Origin of the sequence: Pseudomonas sp. SORGH_AS_0211 (genome assembly GCF_031453455.1) — a bacterium.
In the GTDB taxonomy this organism is placed as follows: domain Bacteria; phylum Pseudomonadota; class Gammaproteobacteria; order Pseudomonadales; family Pseudomonadaceae; genus Chryseomonas; species Chryseomonas aestiva.
Genome location: NZ_JAVIZV010000001.1, coordinates 3,520,178 through 3,534,601 on the forward strand (window position 1 = coordinate 3,520,178; position 14,424 = coordinate 3,534,601).

The 14,424-nt window shown below is 66.5% G+C and carries 14 protein-coding genes; 9 read left to right on the forward strand and 5 right to left on the reverse strand.

Annotated elements, in window-relative coordinates; genetic code table 11:
* Positions 1 to 3 precede the first annotated feature (3 nt).
* From eutC to eat, 3 genes are all read right to left on the reverse strand, one after another.
* Entirely contained in the window at positions 4 to 819 is an 816-nt protein-coding gene (gene eutC, locus QE393_RS16305) for an ethanolamine ammonia-lyase subunit EutC (protein ID WP_310044685.1), read from the reverse strand.
* Between the two features lie 117 nt (positions 820 to 936).
* Positions 937 to 2,328, reverse strand: a complete 1,392-nt coding sequence (locus QE393_RS16310) for an ethanolamine ammonia-lyase subunit EutB (RefSeq protein ID WP_310044687.1) — start codon at positions 2,326 to 2,328, stop codon at positions 937 to 939.
* 166 nt (positions 2,329 to 2,494) lie between these two features.
* Positions 2,495 to 3,859 (reverse strand): ethanolamine permease, encoded by a 1,365-nt coding sequence (gene eat / locus QE393_RS16315; protein ID WP_310044690.1) that lies wholly within the window; start codon positions 3,857 to 3,859, stop codon positions 2,495 to 2,497.
* 339 nt (positions 3,860 to 4,198) lie between these two features.
* On the opposite strand from eat, the gene QE393_RS16320 reads away from it, so the two are divergent.
* From QE393_RS16320 to QE393_RS16350, 7 genes are all read left to right on the forward strand, one after another.
* Positions 4,199 to 5,242, forward strand: coding sequence for an AraC family transcriptional regulator (locus tag QE393_RS16320; RefSeq protein ID WP_310044691.1), 1,044 nt, complete (start codon positions 4,199 to 4,201; stop codon positions 5,240 to 5,242).
* A 1,009-nt stretch (positions 5,243 to 6,251) separates the two neighbouring features.
* Entirely contained in the window at positions 6,252 to 7,091 is an 840-nt protein-coding gene (locus QE393_RS16325; RefSeq protein ID WP_273809022.1) for an urease accessory protein UreD, read from the forward strand.
* 132 nt (positions 7,092 to 7,223) lie between these two features.
* Positions 7,224 to 7,526, forward strand: coding sequence for an urease subunit gamma (gene ureA, locus QE393_RS16330; RefSeq protein WP_007162996.1), 303 nt, complete (start codon positions 7,224 to 7,226; stop codon positions 7,524 to 7,526).
* A 10-nt stretch (positions 7,527 to 7,536) separates the two neighbouring features.
* On the forward strand, positions 7,537 to 8,046 hold the full coding sequence (locus tag QE393_RS16335; RefSeq protein ID WP_273809021.1) for a GNAT family N-acetyltransferase: 510 nt from the start codon (positions 7,537 to 7,539) through the stop codon (positions 8,044 to 8,046).
* Positions 8,043 to 8,348, forward strand: a complete 306-nt coding sequence (locus tag QE393_RS16340; RefSeq protein WP_064307547.1) for an urease subunit beta — start codon at positions 8,043 to 8,045, stop codon at positions 8,346 to 8,348. The genes QE393_RS16335 and QE393_RS16340 overlap by 4 nt, the downstream gene beginning before the upstream one ends.
* A 142-nt stretch (positions 8,349 to 8,490) precedes the next feature.
* Positions 8,491 to 10,191: an urease subunit alpha gene (ureC, locus tag QE393_RS16345; RefSeq protein WP_273809020.1), complete on the forward strand. Its 1,701-nt coding sequence runs from the start codon at positions 8,491 to 8,493 to the stop codon at positions 10,189 to 10,191.
* Positions 10,192 to 10,564: 373 nt separating this feature from the next.
* The gene (locus QE393_RS16350) at positions 10,565 to 11,095 is read left to right on the forward strand and encodes an REP-associated tyrosine transposase (protein ID WP_310045644.1); all 531 of its coding nucleotides are present in this window, start codon (positions 10,565 to 10,567) and stop codon (positions 11,093 to 11,095) included.
* Positions 11,096 to 11,153: 58 nt separating this feature from the next.
* Here QE393_RS16350 and QE393_RS16355 read toward each other — a convergent pair whose 3' ends face one another.
* Positions 11,154 to 12,560 carry an L-cystine transporter gene (locus QE393_RS16355; RefSeq protein ID WP_310044693.1) on the reverse strand — a complete coding sequence of 469 codons (1,407 nt, stop codon included), beginning with the start codon at positions 12,558 to 12,560 and terminating at the stop codon, positions 11,154 to 11,156.
* A 220-nt stretch (positions 12,561 to 12,780) separates the two neighbouring features.
* Between QE393_RS16355 and QE393_RS16360 the strand changes: the two genes are divergently transcribed.
* Positions 12,781 to 13,110, forward strand: a complete 330-nt coding sequence (locus QE393_RS16360; RefSeq protein WP_133862181.1) for a hypothetical protein — start codon at positions 12,781 to 12,783, stop codon at positions 13,108 to 13,110.
* 81 nt (positions 13,111 to 13,191) lie between these two features.
* Positions 13,192 to 13,740: a glutathione peroxidase gene (locus tag QE393_RS16365; RefSeq protein WP_310044695.1), complete on the forward strand. Its 549-nt coding sequence runs from the start codon at positions 13,192 to 13,194 to the stop codon at positions 13,738 to 13,740.
* 212 nt (positions 13,741 to 13,952) lie between these two features.
* Here the strand turns inward: QE393_RS16365 and azu are convergent, their stop codons facing one another.
* Positions 13,953 to 14,402 (reverse strand): azurin, encoded by a 450-nt coding sequence (gene azu, locus QE393_RS16370; protein WP_310044697.1) that lies wholly within the window; start codon positions 14,400 to 14,402, stop codon positions 13,953 to 13,955.
* Positions 14,403 to 14,424: the final 22 nt, after the last annotated feature.

The following is a 14,424-nucleotide window of genomic DNA, read 5'->3' on the forward strand; positions in this document are numbered from 1 at the left end:
CGCTCATCGAGCGGTAAGGAAGTTGCCGATCCGGGCGTTCTCCTCGTCACCCTCCAGCAGCGGCACCTCGGCTTCGTCCTTGAGTTGCACGCCGGAGAGCTTGCGGCGGTCCGCCTCGCGCATCAGGTAGAGCAGCTTATGCGCCGCCAGGCCATAGGCGAGGCCTTCCAGGCGCACATTGGAGATGCAATTGCGATAGGCGTCGTTGAGGCCCGGCCGTGGGCCGTAGGTGAAGTAGAGGCCAAGGCTGTCGGGCGAACTGAGACCGGGGCGCTCGCCGATCAGCATCACCAGCAGGCGCGCCTTGAGCAGCCCGCCGATTTCATCACCCACGGCCACCCGCCCCTGCTCCACCAGGGTCACCGGGGCCCAGCGCCAGCCCTCGGCCCCGGCCTGATCGGCCAGGCGCTCCAGGAACGGCAGCGCATGGCGATGCACCGCCAGGGCCGAGAGGCCATCGGCGATGACCACGGCGACGTCGAAGCCCTCGGGATGCGCGGCGGCATAGGCCTGGAGTTCGTGGGCGGACTCCGCGGACAGCTTGCGCCCCAGATCCGGCCGCTGCAGATAGGTGTGGCGATCCGGCGCGGCGCTCTTGAGTACCAGGGTCTCGCGGTTCTGGGCGACCAGGCCCTCACGCAGCGCCTGGTGGTCGAAGGCCAGGTGCACCGCATCGCGGGCCTGGGCGTGGGCGGCCTGGAAGTCCAGCTGGGCCGACGTCGGCAGGCTGGTGCCGGCACGGCCCAGGGCGATGCGCGCCGGGGTGAGCCGACGCAATTCGGCCCAGGGATCGGGGCGGGCGGTGTCGTTGGGATTCATGAGCGACTCCTGAACGATTCGGTATCTAAGCTATCGCGGCCATGGCGGTCCGCCGATGCGGCCGCTCCTACGGGTACAGAGGGAGTTTGTAGGAGCGGCCCATGGCCGCGATCCTCCCTACAACTGCGCCAGCGCCCGCCGGAACGGTGCCGGCAAGTCCTCGCCAAGGCGGAAGCGGCCGTCTTCCAGGCGCAGGATGCCCAGGCGGTCGAGCCAGGCGGCGAATTCCGGCGCCGGTTGCAGGCCCAGCACCTGGCGGGCGTAGAGGGCATCGTGGAAGGAGGTGGTCTGGTAGTTGAGCATCACGTCGTCCGACCCCGGGATGCCCATGATGAAGTTGATACCCGCCGCACCCAGCAGGGTCAGCAGCATGTCCATGTCGTCCTGGTCGGCCTCGGCATGGTTGGTGTAGCAGATGTCGCAACCCATGGGCACGCCGAGCAGCTTGCCGCAGAAGTGATCTTCGAGGCCCGCGCGAATGATCTGCTTGCCGTTGTAGAGATACTCCGGGCCGATGAAGCCGACCACGGTGTTCACCAGCAGCGGCTTGAATTGACGGGCCACGGCGTAGGCGCGCACCTCGCAGGTCTGCTGGTCGACGCCATGGTGGGCCCCGGCGGAAAGAGCGCTGCCCTGCCCCGTCTCGAAGTACATGAGGTTGTCGCCCAGGGTGCCGCGGCGTTGCGACAGCCCCGCCTCGTAGCCTTCCTGCAACAGCGCCAGGCTGATGCCGAAGCTTTCGTTGGCGCCCTGGGTCCCGGCGATGGACTGGAACACCAGGTCCACCGGCGCGCCGCGCTCGATGGCGGCGATGCTGGTGGTGACGTGGGTCAGCACGCAGGCCTGGGTCGGGATCTCGTAGCGCTGGATCACGGCATCGAGCATCTTCAGCAGTTCGCAGATGCCGCCCGTGCTGTCGGTGGCCGGGTTGATGCCGATCACCGCATCGCCGTTGCCATAGAGCAGGCCGTCGAGAACGCTGGCGGCGATGCCGGCCGGATCGTCGGTGGGGTGATTGGGCTGCAGCCGGGTCGACAGCCGTCCACGCAGGCCGATGGTATTGCGAAAGCGGGTCACCACCCGCACCTTCTGCGCCACCAGGATCAGGTCCTGGATGCGCATGATCTTGGACACCGCGGCGACCATCTCCGGGGTCAGCCCCGGCGCCAGGGCGGCGAGACTGGTCTCGTCGGCCGCCGCACCCAGCAGCCAGTCGCGAAAGCCGCCCACGGTGAGGTGGGCGACCGGGGCGAAAGCCTGGGCATCGTGGCTGTCCAGGATCAGCCGGGTGACCTCGTCGGCCTCGTAGGGGATCACCGCCTCGCTGAGAAAGTGCTTGAGCGGCACCTCGGCCAGCGCCATCTGCGCCGCCACCCGCTCCACGTCGCTGCCGGCGGCGACCCCGGCCAGGACATCCCCGGAACGCGCCGGGGTGGCCTTGGCCAGCAATTCCTTGAGATCGGCGAAACGCCAGGTCTGGCCGCCCACGCTGTGCTGGAAACCGCTCATGCCACCTCCTCGGGTTGCGCTGCGCAGAGCCTGTTCAAAGGCTCGCGAGCTAGAGACAAACAAGGCGAAAATGGCTGAGGAAGCGGAGTTTACGAGTGGTAAATGAGCATTCCGAAACCATTTTCAACGCCGTTTGGCCGACGCGCAGCAGACTTTGAACAGGCTCTCAGGCCTCGCCGAAGGCGGCGTCGGGGGCGATGTCGCCCTGTCTACGGCTGAGACCGCAGACCAGCGCGCCTATCACCATCAGCACCACGAAGACGCTGGCGATCACCGGGTTGTACCAGACCATGGCGATCAGGCAGACCACCGCCAGCACCAGGGCGATGGCCGGCACCACCGGATAGCCGGGGGCGCGGAAGGTACGCTCCAGGTTCGGCTCGCTGCTACGCAGCTTGAACAGACTGAGCATGCTCATGATGTACATGACGATGGCGCCGAACACGCTCATGGTGATCATGGCGGCGGTCAGGGTCAGGCCCTGCAGGCTGATCACGCCGTCGCTGAAGATGGCGGCGATGCCCACCACGCCACCCGCGAGCACCGCCCGGTGCGGGGTCTGGAAGCGCGACAGCCTGGCCAGGCCGCGGGGCAGGAAGCCGGCGCGAGCCAGGGCGAAGAATTGCCGGGAATAGCCGAGGATGATGCCGTGGAAGCTGGCCACCAGGCCGAACAGGCCGATGCCCACCAGCAGGTGCAGCCACACCGAACCCTCGCCCACCACGCCCTTCATGGCCTGCGGCAGCGGGTCGTTGATGTTGGACAGGGCGCGCCAGTCGCCCACCCCGCCGGCAAAGATCATCACGCCGATGGCCAGGGTCACCAGGGTGAGGATGCCGGCGATGTAGGCCTTGGGAATGGTCCGCTTGGGGTCCTTGGCTTCCTCGGCGGCCATGGCCGCGCCCTCGATGGCGAGAAAGAACCAGATGGCGAAGGGAATGGCGGCGAACATGCCACCCACCGCGGCCAGGGTGAACTGGTCCTGGCCAGCCCAGCCACCGCTAGTGAAGTTGGTCAGGCTAAAGCCAGGCGCCACCACCCCCATAAAGATCAAGAGCTCGATCACCGCCAGCACCGTGACCACCAGCTCGAAGGTGGCGGCGATGCTCACCCCGAGGATGTTCAGCGTCATGAAGATGAAATAGGCCGCCACCGCGCAAAGCTTGGGATCGAGGGTAGGAAACTGCACGTTGAGGTAGGCGCCGATGGCCATGGCGATGGCCGGCGGCGCGAAGACGAATTCGATCAGGGTGGCGATGCCGGCGATGGTGCCCCCGGTGGGACCGAAGGCGCGCCGGCTGTAGGCGAAGGGCCCGCCGGCGTGAGGAATGGCGGTGGTCAGTTCGGTGAAGCTGAAGATGAAGCAGGTGTACATCACCGCCACCACCAGCGCGGTGATCAGAAAGCCCAGGGTCCCGGCGACGCCCCAGCCGTAGCTCCAGCCGAAGTATTCCCCGGAGATCACCAGGCCCACGGCGATGCCCCAGAGGTGCAGGGTGCCGAGGGTCGGCTTGAGTTTCTCGTTGGTCATGACAGGCCACTCCCCTTGTAGCGACGTGATCCGAATGGGTCACCGCGATCCCGCGATGCCCGGCTATTTCGAGCTTAAACAGCTCGGGGCCGCGCCGACTTGACCCCTCGGCACGGTCGCCGTGACCTGGGGTCAAGTCGGCGTTACCCCTCTTCCCAGGGTGCTACCCGAGACCGCACCACCCTGGTGCGATGCCCGACCACTCGCCCCGCGATGAAGCACACCAGGGCGCTCAATAGCGTGAAGCCCTCGGCGTTCCAGCCCCACCGGAGGACTGCTTTCCACCCCGGGGCACAGCCTTTGCTTCATTCATGCCGATCCCCTCCCTGGACCCGCACCATGCCCCTGGCCGCCTCCGGCTTAGCCGCCCTGACCTCACCGTCGCGCAACCTCGGCGTGCTCTCCGCCGCCGCCAGCGGCCTGGACACCGTCATCACCAGCCACGGCGGCGACGTCGATCGCATCTTCGGCACCGCCGGCATCGATCCCGAACAGCTGCGGCATCCCACCCTGAGCCTCGGTTTGGGCAACTACTGCCGGGTCCTGGAAGAGGCCGCCGCCCAATCCGGCTGCGACAATTTCGGCCTGCACTACGGTGGGCAATTCAAGCCGCAGAGACTCGGCCTGCTGGGCTACGTGGGACTCTGCTCGCCCACTGCCGAGGCAGCGCTGCAGAACTTCGCCGCCGCCTTTCCCTTCCACCAGCACAGCACCCTGATCCAGCTGGTGGACGCCGGCGACTGCTGGCGCTTCGACTACCAGGTACGCCACGGCGCCATCGTCGCCCGCCGCCAGGACGCCGAGCTGACCCTGGGCATGCTGCTCAACCTGCTGCGCCACGTGCTCGGGCCCACCTGGGCGCCGCGCGCGGTGCAATTCGAACACCCGCGCCCCGAGGGCTGGCACGAGCACCGCCGGCTGTTCGACGCCCCGGTCAGCTTTGGACAGCCCTGCAACGCCATGCTGGTGCCCAAGGCCGACCTGCGTGGCCGCGCCATGCCCGAGCACGATCCGCTGCTCCTGCTGGTGGTGCAGGACGCCATCCGCCAACTCGGTCAGCGCCTGCCACAGATGGAGCTGCTCGAAGAAGTCCGCGCCTCGGTGCGCCTGGCCCTGCCCCTGGGCGAGCCCAGCCTGGAGTCCATCGCCCAGCGCCTGGACCTTTCCACCAGCCAGCTGCAACGGCGCCTGCGCGACCAGGGCGCGAGCTTCTCGGCGCTGGTCGAGGGCGTTCGCCGCGACCTGGCGCAGCACTACCTGCGGCAGCGGCTACCGGTCACCGACCTGGCGCCGCTGCTGGGCTATTCGGAGACGAGCGCCTTTTCGCGGGCGTTTCGGCGGTGGTTTCAGGTGAGTCCGCGGCAGTGGCGGGGGATTTCGTAGGGAAAGGTCGGCGCGCCGAAGGCCGGCTGACGTAGGTTGGCGCTGAGCGGTGCGAAGCCCAACATTGCGGAGCTGCAATCTTGGTTTTATAGGTGCCCTGGCTGCTTATCGAGTTTTCTGATGGTTTTTGTTTCGCCCGCCCGGGCGACTTACTTTTCTTTGCTTGCGGATCGCCGCCCGGTGCAAAGAAAAGTAAGCAAAAGAAAGCACACCTCGACAGTTCGGCCCGGCGCAGAGCGCCGTGTGCTCTCGCTCCGGCGCCGTGGCGGGGACACGGCACGAAGGGGCTTCCTGCCCCTCGCGCCTTGCTTGGCGTCCTGCCTCGCAACCCCCGCCAAGACACCAGAACTCGGCCTCACTGACGGGGACGGGTCGCATGCCTGAGGCTTGGGTGTTCACAGGATCTGTAGCGTGCAAAACCGCGCAGCGTTTTCCGCTGTGCAAAGTGCTGAACATGGTGGACAAGGCTACGCCGTTGTCCACGCTACGGACGGTTACGGCTCTTCAATCGAAACTTTCAGACTGGCGAATCGCCCCGTTCAGGAGGGCTTACGCCAGCGCCGTGCAGGGGGTCGAGCCGCATGGATGCGGCGAGAGGTCCAGCGGGCCATGGACGGCCCGTCTGGACCGACCTCCTGCACGGCGCTGGCGTGAGCGCACCCGGCGCCTCGCGCCGGGCCGGATGATGGGGCAAGCGTTTTTGCTTACTTTTTTCGCGACTGAAAAAAGTAAGTCGCCCGGGTGGGCGAAACCAAAACTATCACAGCGCTCGATAATCAGCCAAGGCACTGACTAAACCCAGTAAACCAGCTAAGCCAAGGCATCTCGGCCAACTTCCGCCCCTTTGGGCTTCGCTACGCTCAGCGCCAACCTACCCAACTGGCAAAAGTAAGACGCCGGTCAGGCGAAACAGGGTCTCCATAGCACCCCGCCTCACCGATACCACCCACCCGGTCAGATTCTTGCAAGGCCCTCCCCAAACAGCTCAACCAGAACAACGACCACCCCGATGACCTCTGCCCTGCCCCCTGCCCTCTTCACCCCCGCCTGGCTGGCGCGCCTGGAGCTGGCCTATGCCCGCCAGGGCGACTGGACCCGGCCTACCACCCGCCGCCATCTCGGTCCGCTACGGGTGCAGAAACACCTGCACGCCGAAGGTCCCGAGGTCTGCCAGCACATCATCGTCCATCCACCAGGTGGCATCGCCGGGGGCGATCGGCTGGACATCGACGTCAGCGTCGGCGAGACCGCCTGGGCCCAGCTCACCAGCCCCGGGGCGGCCAAGTGGTATCGCGCCGACAGCGCGGCCCATCAGCAGATCGAGCTACGCGTGGCCGCTGGCGCCACCCTGGAGTGGCTGCCCCAGGAGACCATCGTCTTCTCCGGCGCCCAGGCCCATCTCGCCACCCGCATCGAGCTGGCAGGCGACGCCCGCCTCTGCTACTGGGACATCGTCGCCCTGGGGCGTCCGGCCAGTGCCGAGCGCTTCGCCGAGGGGCTGTTCCAGGCGCACCTGGACATCCGTCGCGATGGCACCCCGCTGTGGCACGAGCGTCAGCGCTTGGTCGGGGCGGATCGCTTGCTCGACTCGCCCATCGGCCTCGCCGGTCAGCCGGTGTTCGCCACCCTGCTGATCACCGGCACCCTGGATGCCGATACCCTGGCGCGTTGCCGCGACCTCGCCCTGCCGGTCCGCGGCGACCTGACCCAGCTGCCCGGCCTGGTGGTCGCCCGCTGCCTGGCCGCCGAATCGCTGCAGGCCCGCGCCTGGCTGATCGAGGTCTGGCGCCTGCTGCGCCCGGCCCTGCTCGGCCGCGTGGCCACGCCGCCGCGGATCTGGAGTACCTGATATCTTCGTGATAGTAGCGATAGCCGCTCTGAATTCCCGTTTAATCGCGGCCATGGGCCGCTCCTACAGGCTCCAGCGGCATCTTGTAGGAGCGGCCCATGGCTGCGATGCCCTTCGCCAAAGAGAACACCCATGGACCTGACGCCCCGCGAAAAAGACAAGCTGCTCATCTTCACCGCCGGCCTGGTGGCCGAGCGCCGCCTGGCGCGTGGGGTGAAGCTCAACTACCCGGAAGCCATGGCGCTGATCTCCGCCGCCCTGCTCGAAGGCGCCCGTGACGGTCGCACCGTGGCCGAGCTGATGCACTACGGCACCACCCTGCTGACTCGCGACCAGGTGATGGAAGGCGTTCCGGAGATGATCCCGGAGATCCAGGTGGAAGCCACCTTCCCCGACGGGACCAAGCTGGTCACCGTCCACCAGCCGATCGCCTAGGGAGACCGCCATGAGCCTGATCGTCCGCGACGCCCTCCCTGCCGACCTGCCGGCCGTGCTGCACATCTACAACGACGCCGTCAGCAACACCACGGCGATCTGGAACGAGACCCCCGTCGACCTGGCCAACCGCCAGGCCTGGTTCGACCTGCGCGCCACCCAGGGCTACCCCATCCTGGTCGCCGAGAATGCCGAGGGCACGGTGGTGGGCTATGCCTCCTTTGGCGACTGGCGCCCCTTCGAGGGCTTTCGCCACACCGTCGAGCACTCGGTCTACATCCACCCCGACCAGCGCGGCCAGGGCATCGGGCCGCGGCTGATGACGGTGCTCATCGAACGCGCCCGCGCCTGCGACAAGCACGTCATGGTGGCCGCCATCGAGAGCGGCAACCAGGCCTCCATCCGCCTGCACGAGCGACTGGGCTTCATCACCACCGGGCAGATGCCCCAGGTCGGCACCAAGTTCGGTCGCTGGCTGGACCTCACCTTCATGCAACTGATGCTGGAGCAGCGCCCATGATCCCCGGCGAATACCAGATCCAGGACGGCGACATCGAACTCAACGCCGGCCGCCGCACCTTGAGCCTCACCGTCGCCAACAGCGGCGACCGGCCGATCCAGGTGGGCTCGCACTACCACTTCCACGAGACCAACGACGCCCTGCTGTTCGATCGCGCCCTGGCCCGCGGCATGCGCCTGAACATCGCCGCCGGCACCGCCGTGCGCTTCGAACCGGGCCAGAGCCGCGAGGTGGAGCTGGTCGAGCTGGCCGGCCTGCGCACCGTCTACGGCTTCGCCGGGCGGGTGATGGGCAAGTTGTAGGGGCAAGCCCCCTCACCCCAACCCTCTCCCTCAGGGAGAGGGGGCTAAGAGCAGACACCGAGCTCCCGCCCTTCCCCCTCTCCCGCCGGGAGAGGGTCGGGGTGAGGGCAAACCGGACCACCTTTATTCGGGATCAACGCCTATGAAAATCTCCCGCCAAGCCTATGCCGACATGTTCGGCCCCACCACCGGCGACCGGGTGCGCCTGGCCGATACCGAGCTCTGGATCGAGGTCGAAGAAGACCACACCGTCTACGGCGAAGAAGTGAAATTCGGCGGCGGCAAGGTCATCCGCGACGGCATGGGCCAGAGCCAGCTGCTGGCGGCCGAGGTGGTCGACACCGTCATCACCAATGCGCTGATCGTCGACCACTGGGGCATCGTCAAGGCCGACGTCGGCCTCAAGCAGGGCCGCATCCACGCCATCGGCAAGGCCGGCAACCCGGATATCCAGCCCGGCGTCAGCGTGCCCATCGGCGCGGCTACCGAGGTCATCGCCGGCGAGGGCATGATTCTCACCGCGGGCGGCATCGACTCCCACATCCACTTCATCTGCCCGCAGCAGATCGAAGAGGCGCTCATGAGCGGCACCACCACCATGATCGGCGGCGGCACCGGCCCGGCCACCGGCACCTATGCCACCACCGTGACCCCCGGCCCCTGGCACATGGCGCAGATGCTCAAGGCCGCCGACGCCTTTCCCATGAACATCGGCTTCACCGGCAAGGGCAACGCCAGCCTGCCCGGGCCGCTGGAGGAACAGGTGCGCGCCGGCGCCATCGGCCTGAAACTCCACGAAGACTGGGGCACCACCCCCGCCGCCATCGACAACTGCCTGGCGGTGGCCGATCGCTTCGACATCCAGGTGGCCATCCACACCGATACCCTCAACGAATCCGGATTCGTCGAGACCACCCTCGGCGCCTTCAAGGGGCGCACCATCCACACCTACCACACCGAGGGTGCCGGTGGCGGCCATGCGCCGGACATCATCAAGGCCTGCGGCTTCCCCAATGTGCTGCCCAGCTCCACCAACCCGACGCGGCCCTTCACCAGGAACACCATCGACGAGCACCTGGACATGCTCATGGTCTGCCATCACCTGGACCCGAGCATCGCCGAGGACGTGGCCTTCGCCGAGAGCCGCATCCGCCGCGAGACCATCGCCGCCGAGGATATCCTCCACGACCTCGGCGCCTTCGCCATGATCAGCTCCGACAGCCAGGCCATGGGCCGCGTCGGCGAGGTCATCACCCGCACCTGGCAGACGGCCGACAAGATGAAGAAGCAGCGCGGCCCGCTGCCCGAGGACGGCGCCGGCAACGACAACTTCCGGGTCAAGCGCTACATCGCCAAGTACACCATCAACCCGGCGATCACCCATGGCATCAGCCACGAGGTGGGCTCCATCGAGGTGGGCAAGTTCGCCGACCTGGTGCTCTGGCGCCCGGCCTTCTTCGGCGTCAAGCCGACGCTGATCCTCAAGGGCGGCGCCATCGCGGCCAGTCTGATGGGCGACGCCAACGCCTCCATCCCCACCCCGCAACCGGTGCACTACCGCCCGATGTTCGGCAGCTACGCCGGCATGCTCCACGACACCAGCCTGACCTTCATCAGCCAGGCCGCGTTCGAGGCAGGGGTGCCGGAGCAACTGGGGCTGAAGAAGCGCATCGGCGTGGTGAAGGGCTGCCGCACCGCGCAGAAGAGCGACCTCATCCACAACGGTTACCTGCCGACCATCGAGGTCGATCCGCAGAACTACCAGGTCAAGGCCGACGGCCAGCTGCTCTGGTGCGAACCGGCGGACGTGCTGCCGATGGCGCAGCGGTATTTCCTGTTCTAGAGAGGCCTGTTCCAACGGCACGGCATGTTGGGCTTCGCTGCGCTCAACCCAACCTACGTTGCGCGTTTCGTAGGTCGGGTTGAGGCGGCTCTATCGCCGAAGCCCAACAAGCCAAAGCCCGATTAGCATCCGTAGGTTGGGTTGAGGCGGCTCCACCGCCGAAGCCCAACAAGCCAAAGCCCGATTGGCATCCGTAGGTTGGGTTGAGGCAGCTCCACCGCCGAAGCCCAACGAGACAAAGCCCGATTGGCATCCGTAGGTTGGGTTGAGGCGGCTCTATCGCCGAAGCCCAACAAGCCAAAGCCACTCACAAGCCACTCACAAGCGCTGCGAGAGGCTCTACACTGCGATTTTCCACTCACCAGGGACGGTGATCATGGATTATCGACGCAGCCGCGCCACCGGCGGCACCTTCTTCTTCACGGTCAATCTCAACGACCGCTCTACCACCCTGCTCGTCGACCACATCGATTCGTTGCGGGCGGCGATAGGTCAGGTAAAGGCACGGCATCCCTTCGATATTCTCGCCATGGTGGTCTTGCCCGATCATCTTCACGCCGTCTGGCGTCTGCCAGCGGAGGACGGGGACTACCCCCTGCGCTGGGGCCTGATCAAGGCGGCCTTCTCCCGGCAGTTGCCGCCGCTGGAAACGGTGCAGCTGTCGCGACGGCTGAAACGCGAGCGCGGCGTCTGGCAAAGGCGCTATTGGGAGCACCAGATCCGCGACGAGCAGGATCTGCAGCGGTATCTCGATTACATCCACTTCAATCCGGTGAAGCATGGCCACGCGCGGAGTGCAGTGGAGTGGCCCTATTCCTCCATCCATCGCTATGTGCGAGCGGGCGTTTTGCCTGCGGATTGGGCAGGACAACGTGATGAGGAATGGGCGGTGGGCGAGCGGTGAGGGTTGGTCGTGTTGGGCTTCGCTGCGCTCAACCAACCTACACGAAGCCCGCCGCCGTTCAGCCGCGACTGACCGGCGCGGCCGGGGCTTCGGCGCGGTCGTTGCGGCCGTAGGTGGCCTTGTCCAGCTGGCCCATCCAGCGTGCGGTCAGGGTGCCGGCGGTCATGGAACCGTTGACGTTAAGGGCGGTACGGCCCATGTCGATCAGTGGCTCGATGGACACCAGCAGCGCCACCAGGGTGACCGGCAGGCCCAGGGCCGGCAACACGATCAGGGCGGCGAAGGTAGCACCGCCGCCCACGCCCGCCACACCCGCCGAACTCAGGGTGACGATACCCACGAGCGTGGCGATCCACAGCGGATCGAACGGATTGATGCCCATGGTGGGCGCGATCATTACCGCCAGCATGGCCGGATAGAGACCGGCGCAACCGTTCTGGCCAATGGTGGCGCCAAAGGAGGCGGCGAAGCTGGCGATGGCCGGCGGCACGCCAAGGCGCTCGGTCTGGGCCTCGATGCTCAGCGGGATGGTCGCCGCGCTGGAACGGCTGGTGAAGGCAAAGCTCAGCACCGGCCAGACCTTGGGAAAGAAGCGCGCGGGCGACAGGCCGCTCAGGGTCAGCAGCAGCGCATGCACGCCAAAGAGGATGCCCAGGCCCAGGTAGGAGGCGATCAGGAAGGTGCCCAGCTTGAGCACGTCCTGGGGACTGGCGGTGGCGACCATCTTGGTCATCAGCGCCAGCACGCCGTAGGGGGTGAGCTGCAGCAGCAGGCGCACCAGCTTCATCACCCAGGCCTGGAGCACGTCGATGCCGGCCAGCACCTTCTCGCCACGCACCGGATCGTCGCGCTGCAGGCGCAGGGCGGCGACGCCGAGGAAGGCGGCGAAGATCACCACACTGATGATGGAGGTGGGATTGGCGCCCGTGAGATCGGCGAAGGGATTCTTCGGAATGAAGGACAGCAGCAGCTGCGGCACCGACAGATCCGCCACCTTGCCGACATAGCTGTTCTGCAGGGTGGTCAGGCGCGCGGTCTCCTGGGCGCCCTGCACCAAGCCCTCGGCGCTCAGGCCGAACAGCCAGGTGACCAGCACCCCGACCAGGGCGGCGATGGCGGTGGTGAACAGCAGGGTGCCCAGAGTCAGCAGGCTGATGCGGCCCATGGACGAGGCCTCGCGCAGCCGCGCCACGGCCGCCAGGATGGAGGCGAACACCAGCGGCATGATGCTCATCTGCAGCAGCTGCACATAGCCGTTGCCGACCAGATTGAACCAGCCGATGGAAGTCTTGAGCACCGGGGCGTCATGCCCGTAGACGAATTGCAGCACCAGGCCGAAGGCCACGCCCAGGGCGAGGCCGATGAAGACGCGCACGGCCAGGCTCCAGCCGGTATTGCGGGTACGCGCCAGCAGGCCGAGCAGCACGGCGAAGGCGACGAGGTTGAGAACGAGAGGCAGATTCACACGAGGTCTCCAGAACGGCGCCCGACACGACCGCCGGACGAAAAGGCGGCGATGGTAGCAGCTCGGGCCGACTCGGCTTAGATCGAGGTGCTATCACCTGATAACGGGAGGAGCGGTCCTATCGCCGGGGTGAACGGCGCCCGCCCCTGGATGGGCGCTGCTAGAGTTCGTGCTGCCGGGAAAAGATGCCCGGCAATGCCAACCCAAAAGGAGTGATTCCATGCAACGTTTTGCCAAGCTCGCCGCTTCCTTCGCCCTCGCCGCCGCCGTCGCCGGCTGCACCGGCACCGCGATGAAGACGCAGAACCTGGATCCGTCGCAGTACACCGTCGTCGGTCATGGCGAAGGCAAGGCGACCGGCCTCATGATCCTGGGCTTCATCCCGGTCCAGCAGAACGACCGCTTCGTGCGCGCCCAGCAGGCCGCCATCAAATCCCGTGGCGGCGATGCCCTGATCAACGCCCAGGTACAGGAAAACTGGTTCTGGGCCTATGTCCTGAGCGGTTTCACCACCACCGTTTCCGGCGACGTGGTCAAGCTCAAGCGCTGAACCCCGCCAGACCGACCGACGCCGCCCATCGAGGCGGCGTTTTTGCGCTAGGCTGGTCGCTTCTCCCCGAGGAAGCCGACCATGACCGCGACCCTGATGAAACTCCCGCTGCAATCCATCGACGGCGAAACCCTGACCCTGGAGCGCTACCTGGGCAAGGTGCTGCTGGTGGTGAACGTCGCCTCCAAGTGCGGCCTTACCAGCCAGTACGAAGGCCTGGAACGCCTCTATGAGGCCCAGCGCGAGCGCGGCCTGGAAGTGCTCGGCTTTCCCGCCAACGACTTCAAGCAGCAGGAACCCGGCAGCGACGCCGAGATCAAGGAATTCTGCACCCTCACCTATGGCGTGCAATTCCCGCTGTTCGCCAAGCTCAGCGTGGTGGGTGAAGACAAGCATCCGCTCTATGCCGAACTGACCCAGGCGCAACCCGAGACGACCGGCGACGGCCCCTTCCGCGAGCGCATGCTGAGTCGTGGTGGCACTCCCAATCCCAAGCCGGAGGTGCTGTGGAATTTCGAGAAATTCCTGATCGGGCGGGACGGCGAGGTGGGGGGGCGCTTCGCGCCGGATGTGACGGCGGATGATCCGCGGTTGGTGGCGGCCATCGAGGCGGAATTGGCGAAGGGTTGAAGCCCCCCTGCCGGTACATGGCGAGGCGCGACCTGATTCGTAGGTTGGGTTGAGCGCCAGCGAAGCCCAACACTTCCAACGCGCTAGGCAGCCAGGGCGCCAAACAGATCAAGTCGACGCGGCAAGCGCTGCAACGTCGGGCTTCGCTGACGCTTAGCCCAACCTACGGCAAGTGCCTGGAGCCTTGCGCGATCAGTGCTATGACAGCAGGTCTACCCCCGCTGCAACACCCCGCGCATGGACCCGAAATGCCCCGGGAAGGAACAGAAGAAGCTGTATTCCTTGCCCGCTTCCAGGGCCCCGGTATCGAAGGTCACCGCGTCCTTTTCGCCACCGCCCAGCATGCGGGTATGGGCGATGATGCGTTCGTCGCCCTCCGGCAGGTAGCCCTTGTCTTCGCCCGCATTCATGCCGGCGGCGTCGACGGCCGAGGCATCGGTAGAACGGGTCAGCACCCAGTTATGGCCCATGACGTTCTTGGGCAGGCTGCCGTTGTGGATCAGTTCGACGGTAAAGGTCTTGCACGAGGCCGGGACCTGGATCGAGGCGCGGCTGTAGGTCATCTGGTCGCCGGCTTCGATCTGGGTGGTACAGCTGTCGGCGGCCCAGGCGCCGGTACTTCCCAGGGCGAACAGTGCGGCGGCGAAAAACGTGGATTTCATGAACCCTCCGGATGCGTGGAAG

What these genes read in the sequence shown, in the direction of transcription:
- QE393_RS16340 (WP_064307547.1), top strand. Translation starts at nt 8,043, where the DNA reads ATGATCCCCGGCGAATACCAGATCCAGGACGGCGACATCGAACTCAAC.
- eutC (WP_310044685.1), bottom strand. Translation starts at nt 819, where the DNA reads ATGAATCCCAACGACACCGCCCGCCCCGATCCCTGGGCCGAATTGCGT.
- QE393_RS16365 (WP_310044695.1), top strand. Translation starts at nt 13,192, where the DNA reads ATGACCGCGACCCTGATGAAACTCCCGCTGCAATCCATCGACGGCGAA.
- eat (WP_310044690.1), bottom strand. Translation starts at nt 3,859, where the DNA reads ATGACCAACGAGAAACTCAAGCCGACCCTCGGCACCCTGCACCTCTGG.
- QE393_RS16320 (WP_310044691.1), top strand. Translation starts at nt 4,199, where the DNA reads ATGCCCCTGGCCGCCTCCGGCTTAGCCGCCCTGACCTCACCGTCGCGC.
- QE393_RS16310 (WP_310044687.1), bottom strand. Translation starts at nt 2,328, where the DNA reads ATGAGCGGTTTCCAGCACAGCGTGGGCGGCCAGACCTGGCGTTTCGCC.
- QE393_RS16335 (WP_273809021.1), top strand. Translation starts at nt 7,537, where the DNA reads ATGAGCCTGATCGTCCGCGACGCCCTCCCTGCCGACCTGCCGGCCGTG.
- QE393_RS16360 (WP_133862181.1), top strand. Translation starts at nt 12,781, where the DNA reads ATGCAACGTTTTGCCAAGCTCGCCGCTTCCTTCGCCCTCGCCGCCGCC.
- ureC (WP_273809020.1), top strand. Translation starts at nt 8,491, where the DNA reads ATGAAAATCTCCCGCCAAGCCTATGCCGACATGTTCGGCCCCACCACC.
- QE393_RS16325 (WP_273809022.1), top strand. Translation starts at nt 6,252, where the DNA reads ATGACCTCTGCCCTGCCCCCTGCCCTCTTCACCCCCGCCTGGCTGGCG.
- ureA (WP_007162996.1), top strand. Translation starts at nt 7,224, where the DNA reads ATGGACCTGACGCCCCGCGAAAAAGACAAGCTGCTCATCTTCACCGCC.
- azu (WP_310044697.1), bottom strand. Translation starts at nt 14,402, where the DNA reads ATGAAATCCACGTTTTTCGCCGCCGCACTGTTCGCCCTGGGAAGTACC.